Raw genomic sequence first — 21,733 nt, forward strand, 5'->3', positions numbered from 1 at the left:
AGAAAAAAATACAAAGGATTTTTGTCATGTCCTAAACCTATTAACCCATTTTAGTTCTGTATTGCCATTTTAAAAGCTTCAATAGTGGTATAGTATTTGGCTATCATATTGGGTTCTTCCCAATCGGGAAGTTTACCTGCCTCCAAGTACTTTAGATAATTTTCTGTAACCTGTGAAAAATGGGCTTCATGACCTATTTTAAAGACGTCTGGCACCTTTATTTTCCAAATATTGTCTGCAATTTTCTCTGCCGTTGTTCCAGAAAACACCTTATCTACTTCAGTTTTCAGTACTGTATTTAAAGCTTCTTCAAACCCTTTTGTGTTTTTTGCTTCTACATAAAGCGTCGGTTTATAATGTTCTTCTTTTCCCTGCTTAATAATAAGGTTGCTTTTAGTTCCCCTCATATTACTATAATGCGTGTCACCTGTACCTTCAGGAGCTTGGTAATTCCAAATTACCGACACTTTAGCATGCTTTCCATTAATTTTATAAATCATTTCTCCATTACAATACACATGCAGCTTTCCATCTTTCACATCCTTTTTAAGATATTCTGGAAAAGCGTCCAATCCCGTAACCTTTTGAAATTGTTCCTTACTCAAAACAGTCGCCCAACGTTTGGCACTCAACATTTCAATATTAGTTGAATCTATAACCTGGCCTGGAAAAGCTTCCCATTGGATTAAATCGACCAAATGTGTGGTTACATCCACTATCCCCTCGCCTTCTTCATTAACATCAAAAAACCAAGCCGGACGCACCAGAGGTTTACCCGAGACATACTTAAAAAAATGATGGATACTTTCTTTACTTATTGACGGATCTTCCAGAGTCCCTTCTTCCAAACTTCCAAATACCTCTGGTAATGTGGAAAATAATTTTTGGATTGCTGTTGTAGATTCAAACCTTTCGGTCATTATATCGTAAATCAACACTTTATTTTTCTTGGCTATTTTAAAGGCTTCTTTAAGCTTTTCAAATCCTTCGGGATTAATCACTAGTGGCTTATCTGCATAAACATTCAACCCCGCTTTTACGGCTGCCAGAATATAATCTACCTTTTTAGAGTTCTTTCCTGCTACAACCATAACATTACCTGGTTTCTTCTCCAACATTTGATTTAAGTAATCTTCACTTAAAAATGTGTTGACCTTCCATTGTGTAGGCGACTCTTCTCTTGAATTATAAGATGCTATTTTGCTCAAAAAATCATTTACTTCTGGACCTTCGGGAGCAAAAACATATATATTAGGATCTACTTGATCATACATTGTTTTTTGAACCAATGCCGCATGAAAATGTCCAGGGTCTAAAGTCATTAACTTAACCTTTTCTGGCTTTTCTACCTGAACCGCTTGATCTGATTGCTTCTTATTAGCACACGACATGCCAAAACACATCAACAATATTAATACTAAATATTTCATTCTATACTATCTATTAAAACCCGAAACTATGAGCTAACATAGTTACTGATTTTCTTTAATAAATCAAAACACCTCCGCTTTAATAAAGGAGGTGTTCCCTAAGTTTATCTAAATTATATTTTTACATAATCGGTACCATATGGCTTACGCTGCTCTCGACGTAACATGGCATTAGCTTCATCGTCATTAATAAACACCTCTTTTTCTGGGTCCCATTCCAGATTTCTATCAAATTGCATGGCGATATCACTTATTAAACAAATGGCACATGCCTTATGTCCTTTTTCTATTGATGAAATGGGTTGTTTCCTTGTTTTAATACACTCCAACCAGTTACCATGCTGATCGTCTATTTCTTCAAGATGAATTTCATTTTCACCAATAACGGATTCTAATAGTTTTGGATCGGATGCATTTAATGCCTTAGCACTCTTTTCTTTATCTACCGGATCTGAAGCCGAAGCTGTATAGGCTCCTCGGGATACAAAAATCCAACCATCGTCTCCTATATACTTGATTCCGTTGGTATATCCACCACTAGTATAAACGGTAACTCCGCTTTCGTATTCATGCTTTACAAAGAAATCGCCATGTACGTTCCAAAGTCCCGATTTTGGGAATTCGGCCAATGCTTCTACAGAAATTGGCCCCGTTAATTCGGTGTTCATTCCCCAAGCTGCTGAATCGTAATGGTGTTGTCCCCAACCGGTAATCATTCCCGCACCATAATTTCTTTGGCGCAACCACCCTGGTCTACCATAGCCATCTTGTGGATGCACACCTATTTCTGTATATGGCACTTCTGGGGTCGACCCTAACCACATATCAAAATTTAGGTTTGGAGGAATAGGCATTTCTGGTGCTTCTGGTCCAGCTGGATCACCTGGAAGTCCAATTTTAACTGTATGGAGTTTCCCTATACGTCCGTTTCTCACCAACTCAGCTGCAATTCTAAATTGAGGCATGGCACGTTGTTGTGTACCTACTTGTAAAATAGTCCCACTTTTCTGTACGGCTTCCCGAAGCTGTTGCCCTTCCCTAACAGTTAAAGATGTTGGCTTTTGCAGATAAATATCTTTACCGGCCAATGCCGCTTCCATAGCAGGCTGTGAATGCCAATGGTCTGGTGTACTGATAACCACCGCATCAATATCTTTATTTAACAGCATTTCCCGATAATCTTCATACACCCTGGTATTCATATAATTGGCTTTCCCTGTCTTTTCCTTATAGAACCCATCAACCAAGTTTTTAGCGTCTATAGCTCTTTTGGAATCGACATCGCACACGGCCACAAATCGGGCTTCATCAAAGCGAATGGTATCATGTATGTCATGGTCGCGCGCTATACGTCCACAACCAATCTGACCAATATTTATCTTGTTACTAGGCGCATTTTTACCTAATACATGTGCCGGGACAATGGACGGAAATCCTACCATAGCCACAGTTCCCAATGCTGTTTGGTTAATAAATTTTCTTCTATTCATAATACTTTATCGGTTTAAATTATAAAACAATCTGCACTTGCAAAGGATTTGCGAATGCCTGCCAATAGGCTTCTGCTTCTTTTGCTGTTAGCTCCCCATCAAAAACGACCATTCGATACTTAAGGCTATAGTTTTTATCTGGTTCTATTTTCCATTGGTTATGGCGGATGGGACAAAACTCAAAAAACATGTCTCCCCTCCCGTTATTGGCATCTTGCGGCCAAACACGCATGGGTTCCGGATGCATTCTGTTATCTGGATAACTCATGAATAAAATCCCATTTGTACTATCTCCCTTGCTATTTTCGCCACTCACTATAACCCATCTTGCATTGGAACCATCGGCATCCAAACGGGTCTTTCCTTCGGAAGTCAACACCTTACAATTGTCTTTATGCCAACGTTCGTTAAACCGCATACCGAGACCGCCTCCATATCTGTAAGCTTCAAAAAGAATACCTTTTTCTAGTGGAGTACTAAATTCTGAAATATAATCGAACATATAACGATCGGTTCTATCTAGATCCCATAAACGTACCTTTAAATTTTCGTTTAGTGCAACTTGGGGAGCCTCTTTGGTCTTCAAATCAATATGTTCCTGGATAGCATTGAACCCGTTGTAGACAATTCCTTCTTCAGTGGACTCAAACGCTTTAAACAGAACCGTACCTTGACCGTCTCCCAAATTCCAAAAATCTACACGTACCGAGTCAATCTGTGTATGGGTCCAAGGGCCCCAAATTCCGTAATGATGATTATGATCTGGCGGATTGATTCGCGTCAAGGTATCACCTTTAGGGGTTATAATAGGGTGTATGTACCCTGACTTTTTAAAAATGGAATCTACACCTTCTGGCGGATAATGCATTTCATATCTGTATTGCAAAACTGGCTTGTTGTTTAATAACAATTTAAGGTCCCCATTTTCATTCTTATATTTCAATTTTGTTTCTTCTTGTTCTTCTTTAGGCTTTTCTTCAATATAAAATGTGGTAGACTGATTGGGCTGATATATAAACCATAGCATATTATGCTCATGATCTACTTGATAAGGTACTTCTCCATTTTCATTTAGCAGAACAAAGTCCTTAAATGTTACATTTGACATATCCAATGCTACTGGAGTTTCCGCTAAGTATGGTTTTCCCTGAATTTCAAAACGGTAAACCTCCTTATTATTACAGGCCAATAAACTCAACAAAAAACCATATAGAATGAGGTACTTCAACTTAATAGGTTTAAACAATAAATTAATCAAATATTCATGCATTTTTATAAGTCTCAGCAAACATAATTAAAAGCAACATATTACGCAACCGATTGCGTAATTATAATTCATTAAAAATGACTTTATTTTAAATATTATACATGTCAAAACACAAATATATTACAAATAACTAACTATTTATTATATTTTAAATTCTAAAAACGAAACAATTTCACTATTATTTCGTAGTATTGCATTGATAATTTTAATTTTTAAATGGATAAGAAAGTAACCATTTATGACTTGGCAAAGGAACTTAATGTTTCTCCTGCAACCATTAGCAGAGCACTAAATGACCATCCTTCGATAAGCTTAAATACTAAAAAGCGGATTGTATCGTATGCTCAAAGATCTGGATATCGCATCAATAAATTTGCAGCTAACCTAAGTAAGCAAAAATCTAATACCATTGGTGTAATTGTCCCAAAGCTAAATTCTTATTTTATGTCGTCTGTTCTATCGGGAATCGAAAAAGTGGCAAACGGCCATAACTACAACCTGATAATAAGCCAATCTTTGGAATCTGAAAACAAAGAAAAGCTCAACACACAAACATTATACGATAGTGGTGTAGATGCGCTTATGGTTTCCCTAGCTTTTGGCACCGAAAATTACGACCATTTTGCGCTATTTAGAGATCAAAAAATCCCGCTTTTGTTTTTTGACAGGGTATGCCACTTACCAAATTGTCCTACCATAACGATCGACAACAGAAAAGCGGGAGCTGACGCCACCGAGCATTTAATACAGAATGGATGTAAAAACATACTGCATGTTGGCGGCCACTTAAAACGGAATGTCTATACTGATCGTTTTACAGGCTTTAAAGATGCGTTGAATAAATATGGGCTGGAATACAAACCTTCCAATTTTATAGAGACAAATTTGGATGCTGCCAAAATTGAGGAGATCATTGATCATTTGATTAATTCAAAAGAAAAATTCGATGGTATTTTTTTTGCTAATGATGCCATGGCCGTGGCCTGTATGCAATCGCTTCTCAAGAAAGGTTATCGTATACCCGAAGACATCAAAATAATAGGGTTTAACAATAATCCCATTTCAGAAATAATACAGCCCAATTTAAGCACCATTAACTATCCTGGTTACGAATTGGGTGTGTTAGCTGGCCAAAGCATTATAAGCCATTTAAACGGGAATATTAATATCGAGTCAGCAGAATCCATTCTTTTAAAACATGAATTAATAGCCAGAGCATCATCATCATCAACAAATTAAAGATAACAAAAGATGAAAACAAGATCCCTAATAACCATTTTACTTTTTACCACATTGTGCCTGTTTAATGGCATTGCACAAAACATGAAAGAATTTGAGATCTCACCTGAGTGGATCTCTAAAATAGAACGTCTTGCACCCTCTGAACCTTCAGTGAAAGATGTAAGCAAAAAACGTATTTTGGTGTTTTCCAAGGCTACTGGTTTTAAGCATTGGACCATTCCGCATAATTTAGAAATGCTTAAGATACTGGCCAAGAAATCTAATATTTTTGAAGTTTATATAGGTTATGATATCGAGAATTTTAGCAAGGAAAGCCTTAAAAAGTATGATGCAGTCATCCTAAATAATTCGAATCCCGAAAGCCCAAAGCGCGACCTGTTTTGGGATCTTTTAAAATTAAACAGTTCTTTATCTGACGAGGATATTGCCAAAGAAGCAAAAAAATACGAAAATAACCTCTTGGAATATGTAAAAAAAGGGGGCGGTCTCATGCTTTTACACGGCGCCATTGTTGTGCAAAATAATTCGCCAGAGTTTAGCAACATGACAGGGGGAAGTTTTGATTACCATCCGAAACAACAACAAATGCACGTCAAAGAGGTTGATGTAAACCACCCTTTGGTAAAAGCTTTTAAAGGAAAAGGCTTAACTCATGTAGATGAGCCTTACTTTTTTAAGAATGCCTACTTCAATTATAATTTTCATCCCCTACTATACATAGAAGCAGACCAATTGGAAGGCTTAAGAAAAAAGCCCGCAAACAATATTAACTATGTCTCATGGATCAAAAGATATGGTAAAGGCAGAGTATTTTACAGTTCGCCTTCACATAATGCCCAAACTTTAGATCACCCTGAGTTTCTTCAGTTTTTATTAGATGGCATGCAGTATGTTGTTGGCGATCTTATTGTAGATGACAGTCCTTTAGTTAAGCATTAACGACATCTAAATCTAAAATCAGCAATTGTCCATAACACCTTCCTTGCTAAATACACTATATTTTTCTATTTTTTTTAAATGGTCTTATAATCAATCGTGCTTCCCTATCAAAGCGCACGTAATTATATACCCAATTGATAAAGACCACCATACGGTTTCTAAAGCCAATAAGGAAAAATAAATGGACAAACATCCACACGTACCAAGCAAATACACCTTGAAACTTAAACCGTTTTAAGTCTACCACAGCCTTGTTTCTACCAATGGTCGCCATAGCTCCTTTATCTTTAAACGTAAATGGCTTCATGGGTTTTTGCTCGATAAAACGCAGTAGGTTACTCCCTAATTGTTCGCCTTGTTGTATTGCGGGCTGGGCCATCATGGGCAAACCATCTGGGAAATTTTCGGTCACCATATTCGCTATGTCTCCAATGGCAAAAATATGCTCAAACCCTTTAACCTGATTAAATTCATTTACCAAAAGCCTATTGTCCCGGGTTATAAGTTCGGTTGCATCCAGACCTTTAATGGTGGCTCCCTTTACACCTGCTGCCCAAATTAGCGTTTCAGTTTCAAAGGCGAGGTCGGTATTGGTTGTTACGGTTTTGCCATCGTAATGGGTTACTCTAACATTTTTCCAAATATTAACACCTAGCTTTTCCAAGAACTCTTCTGCTTTTTCCGATGCCTTTTTGCTCATGCCCTTTAAAATACAATCGGCCGATTGTACGATATGTATTTGCGCCATACGGGTATCTAAATCAGGATAGTCCTTGGGTAAAATCCCTTTTTTTATCTCGGCCAAAGCACCGGCCAATTCAACTCCTGTTGGCCCCCCTCCCACAATCACAAAGTTCATAAGGGCATTGCGCTCGTTTAAATCAGAAGTCAGTAAAGCAGCTTCAAAATTTTCAAGAATCAAGCTTCTTAAATTAAGCGACTGTGGTATGGTCTTCATGGCCATACTATACTTTTCAATTTCAGAATTACCAAAATAATTGGTTTTAGAGCCCGTGGCAATCACTAAATAATCAAATTTAAGCTTTCCTATATTAGTAACAACCTTATTTTTTTTGGTATCTATGGCTTCAACATTAGCCAGCCTAAAATAAAAATTAGAGAAATCCTTAAGTATTTTTCTAATGGGATAAGCTATGGAATCTGGTTCCAGCCCTCCGGTAGACACTTGATATAACAAGGGCTGAAAGGTATGGTAATTATTTTTATCCAAAAGGATCACCTGTACTTCTTGTTTGGCTAATTTTTTGGCTAGGGCAACGCCGCCAAACCCGCCTCCAATTATAACAATTCGCGGACTACTCGTTCTTGGTATGTTCATAAATAAAAACTTGGTACACAAAGGTAGTAATACCATTTATCATTTGGAATGACCTTAATAAAAAGTAATGTACGACAAACCTCTTTTTTGCTAATCGTTTTTTGGGCAAATGGCAAGCCACCACGCTATACGCTATAGTTTTTATAAATTTTAAGAATTTAAAAAAAGCTGCCGCTCCTATCGTTTTTGCGGGTTTTAGTCTTTCAAATACCAGCTTCCAGCTTTCAACTTCCAACTTCCAATTTCTAGCTTCTAGCTTCAAGCTTCCAACTTCAAGCTTCTAGCTTCTAGCTTCTAGCTTCCAACCTCCAATATATCCATCAATCTTAACCACGCTTTTACAATCCATCCTAAAGATAAAATTTGCCGTAACCCCACTCCAAATAACAACTGGTATAAAGATGTAAATTTAGCCTATTCTAAATTCACTATTAAAATTGGTTTTTGTAAATTCGTAGCCTAAAATTTAACACATGAGTAAATACGATATTATTGTTCTTGGAAGTGGTCCTGGTGGTTATGTTACAGCGATTAGAGCATCACAATTAGGGTTTAAAACAGCTGTTGTTGAAAAAGAAAATTTAGGAGGTGTTTGTTTAAATTGGGGTTGTATACCAACAAAAGCCTTGTTAAAATCGGCCCAAGTTTTTGAATATCTTAAACATGCCGAAGATTACGGTTTGAAAGTAAAGGATGCCGAACACGATTTTGATGCGGTTGTAAAGCGAAGCCGTGGAGTTGCCGATGGCATGAGTAAAGGTGTTCAATTTTTAATGAAGAAAAACAAAATTGATGTTATAGAAGGTTACGGTAAACTAAAACCTGGAAAAAAGATTGATGTCGATGGAACAGAATATAGTGCAGACCATATTATAATAGCAACTGGAGCGCGTTCTAGAGAATTACCTAGTTTGCCTCAAGATGGTGAAAAAGTAATTGGTTATCGTGAAGCTATGTCCTTGCCAAAGCAACCTAAAAAAATGATTGTGGTTGGTTCTGGTGCCATAGGCGTTGAATTTGCGTATTTCTACAATTCTATGGGTACCGAAGTAACCATTGTAGAATTTTTACCTAACGTAGTACCTGTTGAAGACGAAGAAGTTTCTAAACAATTGGAGCGTTCGTTTAAAAAGAGTGGTATAAAAATAATGACTTCTGCTGAAGTGACCAGTGTAGATACTTCTGGCAGTGGCGTTAAAGCGACCGTAAAAACTAAAAAAGGTGAAGAAATCCTTGAAGCCGATATTATTTTAAGTGCCGTTGGTATTAAAACCAATATTGAAAATATAGGACTGGAAGATGTAGGTATTGTGGTAGACCGCGACAAAATATTGGTCAACGATTTTTACCAAACCAACATTCCGGGGTACTATGCTATTGGCGATGTAACTCCTGGTCAGGCTCTAGCGCACGTTGCTTCTGCTGAAGGGATTCTTTGTGTTGAAAAAATTGCAGGACAGCATGTAGAAGCATTGGATTACGGAAACATCCCTGGTTGTACTTACTGTTCTCCAGAAATCGCTAGCGTTGGGCTAACCGAAAAACAAGCCAAAGAAAAAGGATTTGATATTAAAGTTGGTAAGTTCCCATTCTCTGCTTCTGGAAAAGCTAGTGCAGGTGGTAACAAAGAAGGCTTTGTAAAAGTTATTTTCGATGCCAAGTATGGCGAATGGTTAGGATGCCATATGATTGGTGCCGGTGTAACCGATATGATTGCCGAAGCTGTATTAGGTAGAAAATTGGAAACTACAGGCCATGAGGTTTTAAAAGCCGTTCATCCCCACCCAACTATGAGTGAGGCTGTTATGGAAGCTGTAGCTGCTGCTTACGATGAAGTGATTCATATATAAAACGCCCCTCCTAACCTCCCCTAAGGGGAGGAAATCCACTCATACTAAAAAAAAAAAAAACGGTTCATAAAAAATTTATGAACCGTTTTTTTTTAGGACTAGTCATTGTTTACGCAAGATTAAGCGTTCCTCCCCTTAGGGGAGGTTAGGAGGGGCTACAAAAAACTTTGAATAGCCAACTCGTAACTTTGCAAACCAAACCCAAGAATAACACCTTTGGCATTTGGTGAAATGTACGATTGGTGCCTAAATTCCTCCCTTGCATACGTGTTGGAAATATGCACTTCTACAACAGGTGTTTCAATACCTTTAATCGCATCGCCTATTCCAATTGATGTGTGTGTATAAGCACCAGCATTTAAAATGACGCCATCATAGCTAAATCCCACCTCATGTAATTTATCGATAATTTCTCCTTCAATATTCGATTGGTAATATTCCAACGCTATGCCTTCGTATTTTCCTTTAATGGTATCGAAAAACTCAGTAAAAGTTAAACTACCGTATATATTAGGCTCTCTCTTTCCCAGTAAATTCAAATTGGGACCGTTGATGATGATAAGTTTTTTCATAAATCCAAAGATATTTAATTTTTGGGCATAAAAAAACCGAAGGCTAACTTCGGTTTTAAATAAATCAATATATTTTATGGTTGAATAATTACGCCCACATTAAATGCAGACGTAGTATTTGTTAAACTAAAATCTAAATTATCTATTACATTAATAAAGCCTCCATAACCTTGGTACTGAATGTAAAGCTGTGTAGTATCTGAAACTTCAAACTTATAACCTATCCCTATACCTAACCCTACGTCAAAGGTTGCATCAATTTCATCTTTGATATCAATCTCACCTTGCGGGGTATCTGCTTTAGCACTTAACAAAAACCCCAAAGTTGGTCCAAAGTTCAAAAACCAATCTCTTTTAGACCCAAAATGCCAGTTGGCGTGTAGCGGAATGGCAAGATAATTTAATTTATCTATATAATTTTCTCCTGACTCAGTTATTTTCGTCCCTTTAGAATCATAAAGTAGACCAGAGCGCACACTCCAACGGTCACTAAAATAATATTCACCTATAGCTCCTGCATTAAAGGATAACCTAATTTTATTGTTTAGATTTTCAGAGCTTGTGTAATTAGAAAGGTTCAAACCGACTTGAGGTGCTATAGTAAAGTCTCCAGACCTAGATTGTGCCTTTACATTTAATAAGCCAAATACAGTTAAAGCTGCAACAAAAAATAGTTTCTTCATAATTATGATTAATTTAATTGGTTTTATTATGCGAATAAATATAATAAAATAACTACGCATACTAGAAAACAAACTTATAAATTATTAAATATTTTCCTATAAGCAATAACATAAAAATAATAGCACTAATAAATAATAAAAATCTTACTAAAAGAAATATTAAAAGTTATGTTTAAAACCCTAGGCTTCCCTAAAAATGGATAAATATTCTGACCTAAGGTCAACTTTAGTTATGCCAGAACCTATTATAGGAACAATAATGACCTGTTTGATATTGAAGTACAGTTTGAAAAACCACTCTTACATTTAAAATTTTAATCGTCCCTACTAGATAGTTAAATAAATCATATTCTCTTTCAAAATACATAGGTAAATCCGGAGAAAATACCTCGGTTTTCTTACTTTTGCCTAAGGATATCAATTTGGGTTGTTTCCCCCGTATTTAAATTGGATAGAGCTTTTATGGTATTGTTATCATCTTCAATTTCAACAATTACGGTATTTGGAGCGATTAAGCCTTCGTTTAGTGCCTTGATAACAATCTCTGTTTTATCATCTATCATTTCAACCGCAAACACTTTTTTAACCTTGTTGGCTTCAAAGTTTGATAAGATTTGTTTGCCATTACTAAAAATTGATATTCTATCGCCATCTTCCTTTCCGCCATCGTAGATTGTAAACTTTATTGTTTTTGCTTTACTGAACATAGACATAACCTGATCCTTCTTTAAAACATTCATTTGTAAAGAATCCATCATTTTATATAAATTCAATTTTTGCTTGATACTGTCTGGAACCTTTTTAGATTTATTTATTTTATCGGTAACTTTATTCAAACGCTTTTCAACATCTTCAACCGCATTCAAAAAAATTTCCCCATTAACGCACTCCGTATGGTCTGAAAAGAGCCCAATAAACTTGGTCTTTATTTTTCTGGTTTTCCCTAAAGCAAATCCTTGTATTGTGGTATTAACATGACAAAACCCATAATCTTCTTCCAAAGGCGTTTTGGTATAAACTACAGTCACCTCCCTAAAACTAAGTGCTTTATTTATCTCATCATATTCACCTAAAATAGTCGATCTTGTTTCATAAATTCCTCCTAAATCTGTGATAGAGAACCCTTTTACATTGCCTTTATTTACCTGAAAATTGATTTTATAAGATATTACTGTTGAGTCATTAAGCTTAATACCTCCAACATATTTATAGTCATTTTGAGAGAAACTATGCATTGAAGTTATAAGGATGAAAAAAATCAGTAATCCGTTTTTTATCATTATCTGCGTATTTTTTTATACATTAGTGAAACAAACATAAACTAATTTATTATGAAAATTAAATTATTACTCACTCTATTAACTGTATGCTTAACAGTTTCTTTTAGTTATGCTTCCTTTCCCGTGAAACGCACTGTTGCCTCTTCTGAGAATACTGAACTCCATAAATCGGATACCTCAGTGGCATCCTATGTACCGCTGGCTAATACAGCCGCCAAAGATTTAACCGTTGGTATTATCTTATGGTTTTTCTTAGGATGGGCTGCCGGTCATAGATGGTATTATGGTAAACCTGTAGGGTGGAATATTTTATTTATTATAACTGCTGGCGGACTAGGTGTTTGGTGGGTAATTGACTTAGTAAATATGATCCAGGGTAATTTCTAAAGAAAGAATCGAAAATATTATTGAAGACCACTATTTTAGTGGTCTTTTTTTATGCTATTTTTACACTAATGAAATGGCAAAACGCACTTAAAGACTATCAACTCTACTTAAAAATAGAGCGCGGATTATCTAAAAACTCAATAGATAATTACACAAGGGACGTTAAAAAATTGATTAATCATTTAGAATCCCATGACATTAAAATATCTCCCATTGCCATTACCACCGAAACTATTCAAGCCTTTATTTATGAAACCGCCAAACAAGTAAACACACGATCGCAGGCACGCTTAATTTCTGGGTTACGCAGCTTTTTCAGCTATTTGGTATTTGAAGATTATAGGGACTCTAACCCCTTAGAACTTATCGAGTCGCCTAAAATAGGTAGAAAATTACCGGATATTCTTGAAGAACAAGAAATTGACCAACTCATTGCGGCCATCGACTTAAGTAAACCTGAAGGCGAACGCAACCGAGCCATTTTAGAAACGCTTTATGGCTGTGGGCTACGTGTTAGTGAACTGACCAATCTAAAACTGTCTGATCTTTTTTTTGAAGAAGGCTTTATAAAAATTACAGGGAAAGGCGATAAGCAACGTTTTGTCCCTATTGTCCCCACTACGCAGAAATATATCAACATCTATATAAAAGAGATTCGGTCTCACCTTAACATACAATCTGGACACGAAGACACCTTATTTTTAAACCGTCGTGGTAAGCAATTAACGCGCGCCATGATCTTTACGATTATTAAGCAATTGGCTGAAAAAATCGGGCTGAAAAAAAGTATTTCACCTCACACCTTCAGACATTCCTTTGCGACACATTTATTACAGAACGATGCCGACCTAAGGTCCATTCAACTTATGCTAGGGCATGAAAGCATTACCACTACAGAGATTTATGTGCATTTGGATAAGAGTCACCTTAATGAGGTTATCAACAAATTCCATCCTAGGAAATAGATAATGGACGTTAGATGTTAGATGTTAGATGTTAGATGTTAGATGTTAGATGTTAGATGTTAGATGTTAGATGTTAGATGTTAGATGTTAGATGTTAGATGTTAGATGTTAGATGTTAGATGTTAGATGTTAGAAAAATACCATTATATATTTGAAATCTTATGTTTTAAAACAAAAAGATATAATTCATTTTAAAAATCATACTGTTATTCAGAGCTGTCAGACTGAGCGTGGTTGCTGAGGCACTCGAAGTGCAGTCGAAGTCGAAGCGAAGAATTTCATAATAATTGGATTTAACCTCCAGCTTCGAACCTCCAATTTCGAACTTCAATGCTCCAACAAATAATCTACTTCGCAATATTAACCGCTCTGGTCTCCCTAATTACGGTAATCTTTACCTGTCCAGGGTAGGTCATATCGGTTTGTATTTTTTGCGAAATATTAAATGATAATTCTGCGGCTCTTTGGTCATCTACCTTTTCGCTTTCCACAATAACACGAAGCTCCCTTCCTGCTTGTATGGCATAAGCCTTTTTCACACCTTGGAAACCAAAAGCGATATCTTCTAAGTCCTTTAATCGTTGGATATAACTATCCAATACCTGACGCCTTGCTCCCGGTCTTGCTCCAGAAATAGCATCACAAACCTGAACTATAGGAGCTAATAACGATTTCATTTCTATCTCATCGTGGTGAGCTCCAATCGCATTGCAAACCTCAGCTTTCTCTCCAAACTTTTCGGCCCATTGCATACCCAAAATAGCATGTGGTGTTTCCATATCGGTTTCGGCATCTGGCACTTTTCCTATATCATGCAATAATCCAGCTCGCTTGGCCAGTTTCGGATTTAATCCAAGTTCTGCCGCCATAACACCACAAAGTTTCGCTACCTCACGCGAGTGTTGTAACAGGTTTTGCCCGTAAGACGAACGGTATTTCATTCTACCTACCACCTTAATAAGTTCTGGGTTTAAGTTATGGATGCCCAAATCGATTACAGTACGCTTACCAACTTCAATAATTTCCTGATCGATTTGCTTTTTAGTTTTCTTAACCACCTCCTCAATTCGTGCAGGGTGTATACGTCCGTCTGTTACTAATTTATGTAATGACAAGCGTGCTATTTCCCTCCTAACAGAATCGAAACACGACAAAATAATAGCTTCAGGTGTATCATCTACAATAATCTCAACACCCGTAGCCGCTTCCAAAGCACGTATATTTCGTCCTTCACGACCAATAATCCTTCCCTTAACATCATCAGACTCAATATTGAATACAGAAACACAATTGTCTACAGCTTCTTCTGTACCTATACGCTGTATGGTGTTTATAATAACTTTTTTGGCATCTTGTTCTGCTGTAAGTTTTGCTTCTTCCAAGGCATTCTGAATGTAAGCCATAGCATCGTTCTTGGCCTCCCCTTTTAAAGATTCTACCAATTGGGCCTTAGCATCTTCTGCAGACAAACTTGAGATAACCTCTAACTGTTCTACCTGGCTCTTATGCAATTTATCCAGTTCCTGCTTCCTTTTTTCCAAAAGCTCTTGCATGTGGTTATATTCTTTTATCTTACCTTCTATTTCGGTATTAAGCTTTTTGTTTTTGGAAAGTTCACTGGATATTTGGGACTCTTTATCTCGGGTACGTTTTTCGGCTTCGGCCATTTTTTTATCACGGGCCAGAATGACCTTTTCATGCTCGGCCTTAAGCTCTATAAACTTTTCCTTAGCCTGAAGAATTTTATCTTTTTTTATACTTTCACCTTCAGCCTTGGCTGCTTTTAAAATAGAAGCTGCACTGCGCTTAGCGTCTTTTATCAATTTAGAGGCATTACTTTTTTCAATTGACTTTGCAATAAAAAATCCAACTACCAATCCTAGTAGCACTCCTCCTGCAATTAATATGATTGTATTATCCATTATTTTAGTTTAATTTGAATATATAAAAAAGCCTACACCGGTTTAAAGTTTTGTATAAACTCCTTAAAAACAAGTTTAGGGCTAACAAGCTGATCAAGGGTCTGCTAAGTACCGAAGTTAATTCAATACAGCAGCATGCTTTTACAACTTAAACTCACCCTTTTTAAAGAATTAATGTTGAGTTTATCAAAAAAAATAACCAATGTAGGCAGTAACTTTTATTTATTTTAAAGAACGTTAAGAGATTAAATGAGACTGTAACAATTTATTAAGGGCATCTAGTTTTTCTTCTAAATGCTCATTGACATGCTCTTTATCTATTGATTTCTGTTCTAATTGAGAAGCAAACTGTAAGGCACACATGGCCAATACATCTTGCTTATCGCGAACAGAATAACTTTGCTCAAATTGCTGTATCATAGCGTCAATGTTCTTAGCTGCTTTACGTAATCCCTCTTCTTGATGGGCGTCAATAGTTAAAGGATACACTCTGTTAGCTATTGATAGCTTTATTTTAAGCTTTTCTGACATTGAATTTATGTTGCCTTATTCCGATAATTGAGCAATACAATGGTCAATGTCTCGAATTAATGCATTTATTTTAAGCTTAGTTTCTCTTTTATTATCGTCACTACCAAGCATTGTATTTGCAAGTTTAAGCGCTTCGTACTTTTCTTCCCATGATGCTATTTGCTTTTTTTGGGCTTCAAGTTTTTGCTTTGAGTTAGCCAACTCATCATTCAATTTTGAATTTTCAAGCTTTAAAAGCTCTAATCTGTGCAATACCTTACTGATTTTGTTTTCTAATGAATCTACAATATCTTCAATATTACCCATTTACAAATTTCAATACTTATCTCACAAAGTTAACATACCTTACCATAAATTACAATTGTTTTTCAATAAAATTTTTTATTTCCCGTTACAACTGATACTAAGCGTAATGCTTGATTTTTATTTAATTTTTTGTGTATTTAAAGCAATTTAATATTTTAGCCTCAACGCCATTATCTATGAGATTAATCCTATTTACTCTTTTATTTTTTTCGATTACAGTTTTTCCCCAAAGCAACTATCCGCAGGATTATTTTATCCCACCTTTAGAGCTCACTCCATCATTATCTGGTACATTCGCCGAATTGAGATCCAATCATTTTCATTCTGGTGTAGATTTAAAGACCCAACAACGCGAAGGCTTTAAAGTTTTAGCTGCTGCCGATGGCTTTATTAGCCGAATTAAAGTCTCTTTTTTTGGCTATGGTAAGGCTTTATATATTACCCACCCTAATGGATATACTACGGTTTATGCCCATTTACAAAAATTTGCTCCAGAAATTGAAGCCTATGTAAAAAAACACCAATATGCTAAAGAGTCCTACCAAGTAGAACTCTTCCCAAAGGCTGGCGACCTTTTGGTTACTAAAGGCCACTTGATAGCCATTAGCGGTAATAGTGGGGGTTCCCTTGCCCCACACCTACATTACGAAATTAGAGACAAAAAAGAGCGTCCCCTAAACCCAATGTTGTTTGGTTTGGATGTTAAAGACTCTACGCCTCCCTTTGTTACAGCTGTTTATGCTTATCCTATTGGCGATAACTCGCATATAAACCAATCTAATACCAAACAAAAATTACGCCTTATACCGCTTCAAAATGGAGACTATACGGTTGAAAACATAGAAGCCTTTGGTAAAATTGGTATTGGCATTGTTGCAAACGATAGACAAGATTACGCCCCTAATAAAAATGGGGTTTATAATATTCAAACCTTTTTTAATGGCAGTAAGTCTTATGAATTGGATTTTAAGCAATTTTCATTTGCCGAAACAAGGCATATAAACAGACTTATAGACTACGAACACTACAAGGAAAAAAAGCAATACTTACAAAAACTGTTTAATGACAACAATCCATTAAGCATTATAAAACCAGCAATAAATGATGGCTTTTTAAACATTAAGGATAGTACTTACTCCGTTTATAAGATTAAGGTAAACGATTATAAAAACAACCCCACATGGATAACCATGGAAATAAAGGGCGTAAAAAACAATTCTATTAAGCCTAAGGTGAAGCAAACAACACCTTATTTTATTAAGGCCAACCAAAATACCCACTTAAAGGAAGGTCATGTTTCGGTAGATATCTATAAGGAAACGTTTTACGATGACTTCTATATGAATTTTGAAGTACATAGTGATACGTTAATACTTCACGAGGATATTTTACCAGTAAAAAAGAACATGACAATATCCTACGATGTTAGCAATTTTACCGAAGAGGATAAAGAAAAACTGTATATAGCCAACTTAATAGGCCGTTCAAAATACCCCGCCTATACATCTTCAACATTAAAAGGGAACTTATTAACTGCCCGAACCAAAAGCTTAGGCACTTATGCATTGGCTTTGGATACCATTCCTCCAACTATAAAACCCAAAAACTTTAAGAATAAACAATGGGTTAGTAATTACCACTATTTAAAAATTAAAATCGAAGACACTCCTAGTGGCATATCCAATTATCGCGCCACTATAAATGGCAAATGGATACTAATGGAGTATGATTACAAAACCAAAACCCTAACTTACGATTTTAATGATGGCATTGTAACCAATACAAAAAATAATTTAAAATTAATTGTTACCGATAATGTTGGAAATAGTTCTACTTTTGAAATACTGTTTTACCGAAAATAAGTTACGCCTTTGAACACAAAACATATACTAACCACTATTTTTGTTTTACTAACCGTTATTGGGTTTGCTCAAACCGCAACTGTTAAAGGAGTTATTCTGGATAATAACAACAATCCTGTTACTAGTGTAAACATTAAAGCTGGTGCCGTAGGCACCGAAACTAACGACAATGGTTTTTACAGCTTAAAAATTCCAGCGAATCAAGATATTACTATTGCTTTCACACACCTTTCATACAAAAGAGTAGTAACAACTTTTAATTTAAAAAATGGAGAAGAATACGAGTTCAACCCTGTCTTAAATGCTTCTGTAGAACAAATAGCCACGGTAGTTATTTCTGGTAATAAGCGAAAAGATGTAGAAGGAATTACGGTTTTGGCGCCAGAGACCATTAGAAAGATCCCAGGAGCCAATGCAGGTGTGGAAAACCTGTTACTTACCTTGCCTGGTGTAAGCAACAATAATGAACTGAGCACACAATATTCGGTACGTGGTGGTAATTTTGATGAAAACTTGGTTTATGTAAACGATATTGAAGTATATCGCCCTTTTTTAATCCGTTCGGGACAGCAGGAAGGCTTAAGCTTTGTTAATACCGATTTGGTACACAATGTCGATTTTTCATCAGGTGGGTTTCAAGCTAAGTATGGTGACAAGCTATCCTCGGTATTGGATATCACTTATAAGACACCATATCAATTTGAGGTTAATGCAGACCTTAGCCTTTTAGGAGGTGGTGTGTCCGTTGAAAACATTAGTAAAGATTCTAAATTTACAAGTATTGTTGGACTTCGCTACAGAGACAACGGTTTACTGGTTAATGCCAAGGAAACTGAAACAAATTACAAAGCCGCTTTTGCCGATGCCCAAACTTTCCTAACTTATAAATTTACCGATAGATTTCATTTGAGCTTCTTGGGCAATGCTTCGCTCAACAAATACAATTATGCTCCACAGGCGAGACAAACCAATTTTGGAACTTTGGCAGATCCCATTGCTCTTATTGTATTTTATGAAGGCCAGGAAAAAGACCGTTACCAAACATTATTTGGCGCCTTAAAAGGTTCCTTTTTTGTTAATGACAATCTTAATTTAAAGCTCATCACTTCTACTTACCATACTACCGAGGAGGAATATTTCGATATTTTGGCACAATATAACCTTGGTGAAGTCAATACCAATATTGGAGATGAAGATTTAGGCGAAGTTGAATTTAGTGAAGGTATAGGCAGTCAACTTAATCATGGGCGAAACGATTTGGATGCACTTATTACTACCGTAGAACACAAAGGTGATTTAAGTATAAACGACAATCGCATAGAATGGTCCATTAAATACAATAACGAAGATATAAGAGACCGATTGGTAGAATGGGAAGTTATCGATTCAGCTGGTTTTTCTATTCGACCGCCATTTATACCGGGCAATGAACAACCTTATATCCCTTACAGTGGTCCTTTAGAGCCTTTTCAAAATGTTAGAGCAACCAATAGCGTTAAAATAGATCGACTACAAGCTTATGTTCAATGGAGCAAACGCTCTACAATAGGTGCAAGCGATGTTTGGTACAATGCTGGGGTAAGGGTTCATAACTGGTCTGTAAACGGTAAAGGTATCGAATCATCAAACCAAACCGTTTTTAGTCCACGTGCCCAGTTTGCTATTAAACCGTATTGGCAAAAGGATATGTTGTTTAGACTTGCTGCAGGGTTATACTATCAACCACCTTTTTATAGGGAGCTTCGCGATTCATCAGCTACCATTCAACCTCAAGTCAAGGCTCAAAAATCATTTCATATGGTGTTAGGTAACGATTACAGTTTTAAAATGTGGGATCGCCCGTTTAAATTAACCTCTGAGGCTTATTATAAAAACTTAAGCGATGTTAATCCCTATACTCTGGAAAATGTACGTATCCGTTATCGGGCCAAGAACAATGCCAAAGCTTATGCCTACGGATTGGATATGCGTTTAAATGGTGAGTTTGTACCCGGAACAGAGTCGTGGTTTAGCTTTGGATATTTAAAGACTGAAGAGAACATCGATAATCGCGGGTATATTTCCAGACCTACAGACCAACGTTTAAAATTCGCTGCTTTGTTTCAAGACTATGTCCCCAATATTCCAAGCATGAAAATGTACTTAAACTTGGTTTATAATACAGGTTTGCCAGGGGGATCACCCAGTTATGCAGATCCCTATGTTTACCAAACCCGATTGCCCGATTATAAACGTGCCGATATTGGGTTTCAGTTTGTTTTAGTTGATGAGAAAAAGCAATTTAGTAGCGGCTGGAAAAAACCATTTAAAGAACTGTCTTTTGGCGTTGAAATATTCAATATTTTCGATGTACAAAACTCCATTACCAATACTTGGGTTAGGGATGTATATAGTAAACGTCAATTTGCTGTTCCCAATTACTTAACCCCTCGTGTATTCAACCTAAGAACCACCATGAAATTTTAAAAATCATAGCGTGACTAAATATGTCTTAAATATCATTTTTTGTTTTGTATTAGTCAATTTTAGCGGTGCCCAAAACAATACATTTAAGACGGGCAAACCAACCACCAAACATTATTACACAGAGATTCCATATAAAAATGTTAGAGGAAAGCTTATAATACCTGTAACAATCAACAATACTTCTTATCGTTTTCTTTTTGATACGGGAGCTCCCAACTTAATATCTTCAACTTTATTAAAGGAAATAGGTAACAATAAATATAAGTCCATTTCGGTTAGGGATGCCAACCAAAATAGACAGCGCATGAAACTTACAACGATCCCCCTTTTAACTATTGGCGAGGTTTCCTTTAAAAATACCAGTGCTTTGGTTTTTGATGAAGCGGATAATTTAGTGTTCGATTGTTTCGAGATTGATGGTATTATAGGTAGTAACCTGTTGCGGAAATCGATTGTTCAAATTCAACCTAAAAGAAACCTCTTCATTATAACAAACAATCGCAATAAACTTCAACTTAACAAAAGCAAAGGCATTGAATTAATGTTAAGAAGTAATCAAAGCAGTCCCTACATTACTGTTAAAATAAAAGGAAACAAAAATGCCAATGAACATGTACTCATCGATACTGGCGCCAGTGGACTTTACGATATGTGTAAAACAAATTACAAAGTATTAGAGCAACAAAATGTATTAAGTTATTATGCAAGTGGCTCAGGCGCATCCAGTATTGGCTTGTTTGGCACACCGGAAGCACAAACCCAATACCAAGTAAAACTACCCGAAATGGAAATAGGTGGGCACCTTTTTAAAAATGTATCGACCATCACTTCTGGTGATGACAATTCCAGAATCGGTTCAGATATTTTAAAATATGGTGGCATGACCATAGACTTTAAACACAAACGTTTTTATTTTAACGCTTTTAACACTACTAGTGATGCCACCGAAAACGATTTTGGCTTTACGCCTACTATTAAGAACAATAAATTAATTGTTGGGGTTATTTGGGATGAAACTTTAAAAAGCAAATTAAACAGTGGTGATGAAATTTTAAAGATAAACGACCTCGACCTTTCAACATTAGATCTTTGCGACCTCATCACCAAGCCCTCGCCTTTTTTAATGAATGATACTATTCAAATCGTTATCAAGAACAACAATGGAAACACTACTTCTTTCGACCTAAAAAAGAATTAATAAT

General features: G+C 36.2%; 18 protein-coding genes and 1 other RNA gene. 8 read left to right on the plus strand and 11 right to left on the minus strand.

Translation table 11 applies throughout. The features are described 5' to 3' along the window. Positions 1-50: 50 nt before the first annotated feature. The 3 genes from MR062_RS13800 to MR062_RS13810 all read right to left on the minus strand — a co-directional run bounded on the left by MR062_RS13800 (position 51) and on the right by MR062_RS13810 (position 4,148). Positions 51-1,430, minus strand: coding sequence for a putative oxidoreductase C-terminal domain-containing protein (locus MR062_RS13800; protein WP_242205273.1), 1,380 nt, complete (start codon positions 1,428-1,430; stop codon positions 51-53). A 113-nt stretch (positions 1,431-1,543) separates the two neighbouring features. After that, on the minus strand, positions 1,544-2,920 hold the full coding sequence (locus MR062_RS13805) for a Gfo/Idh/MocA family protein (protein ID WP_242205275.1): 1,377 nt from the start codon (positions 2,918-2,920) through the stop codon (positions 1,544-1,546). 19 nt (positions 2,921-2,939) lie between these two features. Then, positions 2,940-4,148 (minus strand): DUF6807 domain-containing protein, encoded by a 1,209-nt coding sequence (locus tag MR062_RS13810; protein WP_242205277.1) that lies wholly within the window; start codon positions 4,146-4,148, stop codon positions 2,940-2,942. 255 nt (positions 4,149-4,403) lie between these two features. Here MR062_RS13810 and MR062_RS13815 point away from each other — a divergent pair, with 255 nt between their 5' ends. Next, positions 4,404-5,426 carry a LacI family DNA-binding transcriptional regulator gene (locus MR062_RS13815; RefSeq protein ID WP_242205279.1) on the plus strand — a complete coding sequence of 341 codons (1,023 nt, stop codon included), beginning with the start codon at positions 4,404-4,406 and terminating at the stop codon, positions 5,424-5,426. Between the two features lie 12 nt (positions 5,427-5,438). After that, complete coding sequence (locus MR062_RS13820) at positions 5,439-6,368, plus strand: ThuA domain-containing protein (RefSeq protein ID WP_242205281.1); 930 nt, start codon at positions 5,439-5,441, stop codon at positions 6,366-6,368. 55 nt (positions 6,369-6,423) lie between these two features. Here the strand turns inward: MR062_RS13820 and MR062_RS13825 are convergent, their stop codons facing one another. Beyond that, on the minus strand, positions 6,424-7,707 hold the full coding sequence (locus tag MR062_RS13825) for an NAD(P)/FAD-dependent oxidoreductase (protein WP_242205284.1): 1,284 nt from the start codon (positions 7,705-7,707) through the stop codon (positions 6,424-6,426). Between the two features lie 473 nt (positions 7,708-8,180). Between MR062_RS13825 and lpdA the strand changes: the two genes are divergently transcribed. Next, positions 8,181-9,557 (plus strand): dihydrolipoyl dehydrogenase, encoded by a 1,377-nt coding sequence (gene lpdA, locus MR062_RS13830; protein ID WP_242205286.1) that lies wholly within the window; start codon positions 8,181-8,183, stop codon positions 9,555-9,557. A 155-nt stretch (positions 9,558-9,712) separates the two neighbouring features. Here the strand turns inward: lpdA and aroQ are convergent, their stop codons facing one another. From aroQ to MR062_RS13845, 3 genes are all read right to left on the minus strand, one after another. Further along, positions 9,713-10,129: a type II 3-dehydroquinate dehydratase gene (gene aroQ, locus MR062_RS13835; protein ID WP_242205288.1), complete on the minus strand. Its 417-nt coding sequence runs from the start codon at positions 10,127-10,129 to the stop codon at positions 9,713-9,715. Between the two features lie 74 nt (positions 10,130-10,203). Next, positions 10,204-10,812: a porin family protein gene (locus MR062_RS13840; RefSeq protein WP_242205290.1), complete on the minus strand. Its 609-nt coding sequence runs from the start codon at positions 10,810-10,812 to the stop codon at positions 10,204-10,206. Positions 10,813-11,210: 398 nt separating this feature from the next. Beyond that, positions 11,211-12,047 (minus strand): hypothetical protein, encoded by an 837-nt coding sequence (locus MR062_RS13845; protein WP_242205292.1) that lies wholly within the window; start codon positions 12,045-12,047, stop codon positions 11,211-11,213. A 168-nt stretch (positions 12,048-12,215) separates the two neighbouring features. Here MR062_RS13845 and MR062_RS13850 point away from each other — a divergent pair, with 168 nt between their 5' ends. Together MR062_RS13850 and xerD are read left to right on the plus strand one after the other, a co-directional pair. Further along, positions 12,216-12,479, plus strand: coding sequence for a TM2 domain-containing protein (locus MR062_RS13850; protein WP_242205293.1), 264 nt, complete (start codon positions 12,216-12,218; stop codon positions 12,477-12,479). Between the two features lie 68 nt (positions 12,480-12,547). Next, positions 12,548-13,444: a site-specific tyrosine recombinase XerD gene (gene xerD / locus MR062_RS13855; RefSeq protein WP_242205295.1), complete on the plus strand. Its 897-nt coding sequence runs from the start codon at positions 12,548-12,550 to the stop codon at positions 13,442-13,444. Positions 13,445-13,791: 347 nt separating this feature from the next. On the opposite strand, the gene rny is transcribed toward xerD, so the two are convergent. The 4 genes from rny to MR062_RS13875 form a co-directional block, all read right to left on the minus strand. Further along, complete coding sequence (gene rny, locus MR062_RS13860; RefSeq protein WP_242205297.1) at positions 13,792-15,366, minus strand: ribonuclease Y; 1,575 nt, start codon at positions 15,364-15,366, stop codon at positions 13,792-13,794. Positions 15,367-15,422: 56 nt separating this feature from the next. Next, a non-coding RNA gene (gene ssrS / locus MR062_RS13865) (6S RNA) lies at positions 15,423-15,549 on the minus strand. 54 nt (positions 15,550-15,603) lie between these two features. After that, positions 15,604-15,897 (minus strand): cell division protein ZapA, encoded by a 294-nt coding sequence (locus tag MR062_RS13870; protein WP_242205298.1) that lies wholly within the window; start codon positions 15,895-15,897, stop codon positions 15,604-15,606. Between the two features lie 15 nt (positions 15,898-15,912). Then, positions 15,913-16,203, minus strand: coding sequence for a hypothetical protein (locus tag MR062_RS13875; RefSeq protein WP_242205300.1), 291 nt, complete (start codon positions 16,201-16,203; stop codon positions 15,913-15,915). A gap of 176 nt (positions 16,204-16,379) precedes the next feature. Between MR062_RS13875 and MR062_RS13880 the strand changes: the two genes are divergently transcribed. The 3 genes from MR062_RS13880 to MR062_RS13890 are packed head-to-tail and all read left to right on the plus strand — an operon-like array spanning position 16,380 to position 21,729. Then, complete coding sequence (locus MR062_RS13880; RefSeq protein ID WP_242205302.1) at positions 16,380-18,065, plus strand: M23 family metallopeptidase; 1,686 nt, start codon at positions 16,380-16,382, stop codon at positions 18,063-18,065. Positions 18,066-18,074: 9 nt separating this feature from the next. Further along, positions 18,075-20,531, plus strand: a complete 2,457-nt coding sequence (locus MR062_RS13885; RefSeq protein ID WP_242205304.1) for a TonB-dependent receptor — start codon at positions 18,075-18,077, stop codon at positions 20,529-20,531. A 10-nt stretch (positions 20,532-20,541) separates the two neighbouring features. Then, the gene (locus tag MR062_RS13890) at positions 20,542-21,729 is read left to right on the plus strand and encodes an aspartyl protease family protein (RefSeq protein WP_242205306.1); all 1,188 of its coding nucleotides are present in this window, start codon (positions 20,542-20,544) and stop codon (positions 21,727-21,729) included. Positions 21,730-21,733: the final 4 nt, after the last annotated feature.

Source organism: Aestuariivivens insulae (assembly GCF_022662195.1).
Taxonomy (GTDB): Bacteria; Bacteroidota; Bacteroidia; order Flavobacteriales; family Flavobacteriaceae; genus Aestuariivivens; species Aestuariivivens insulae.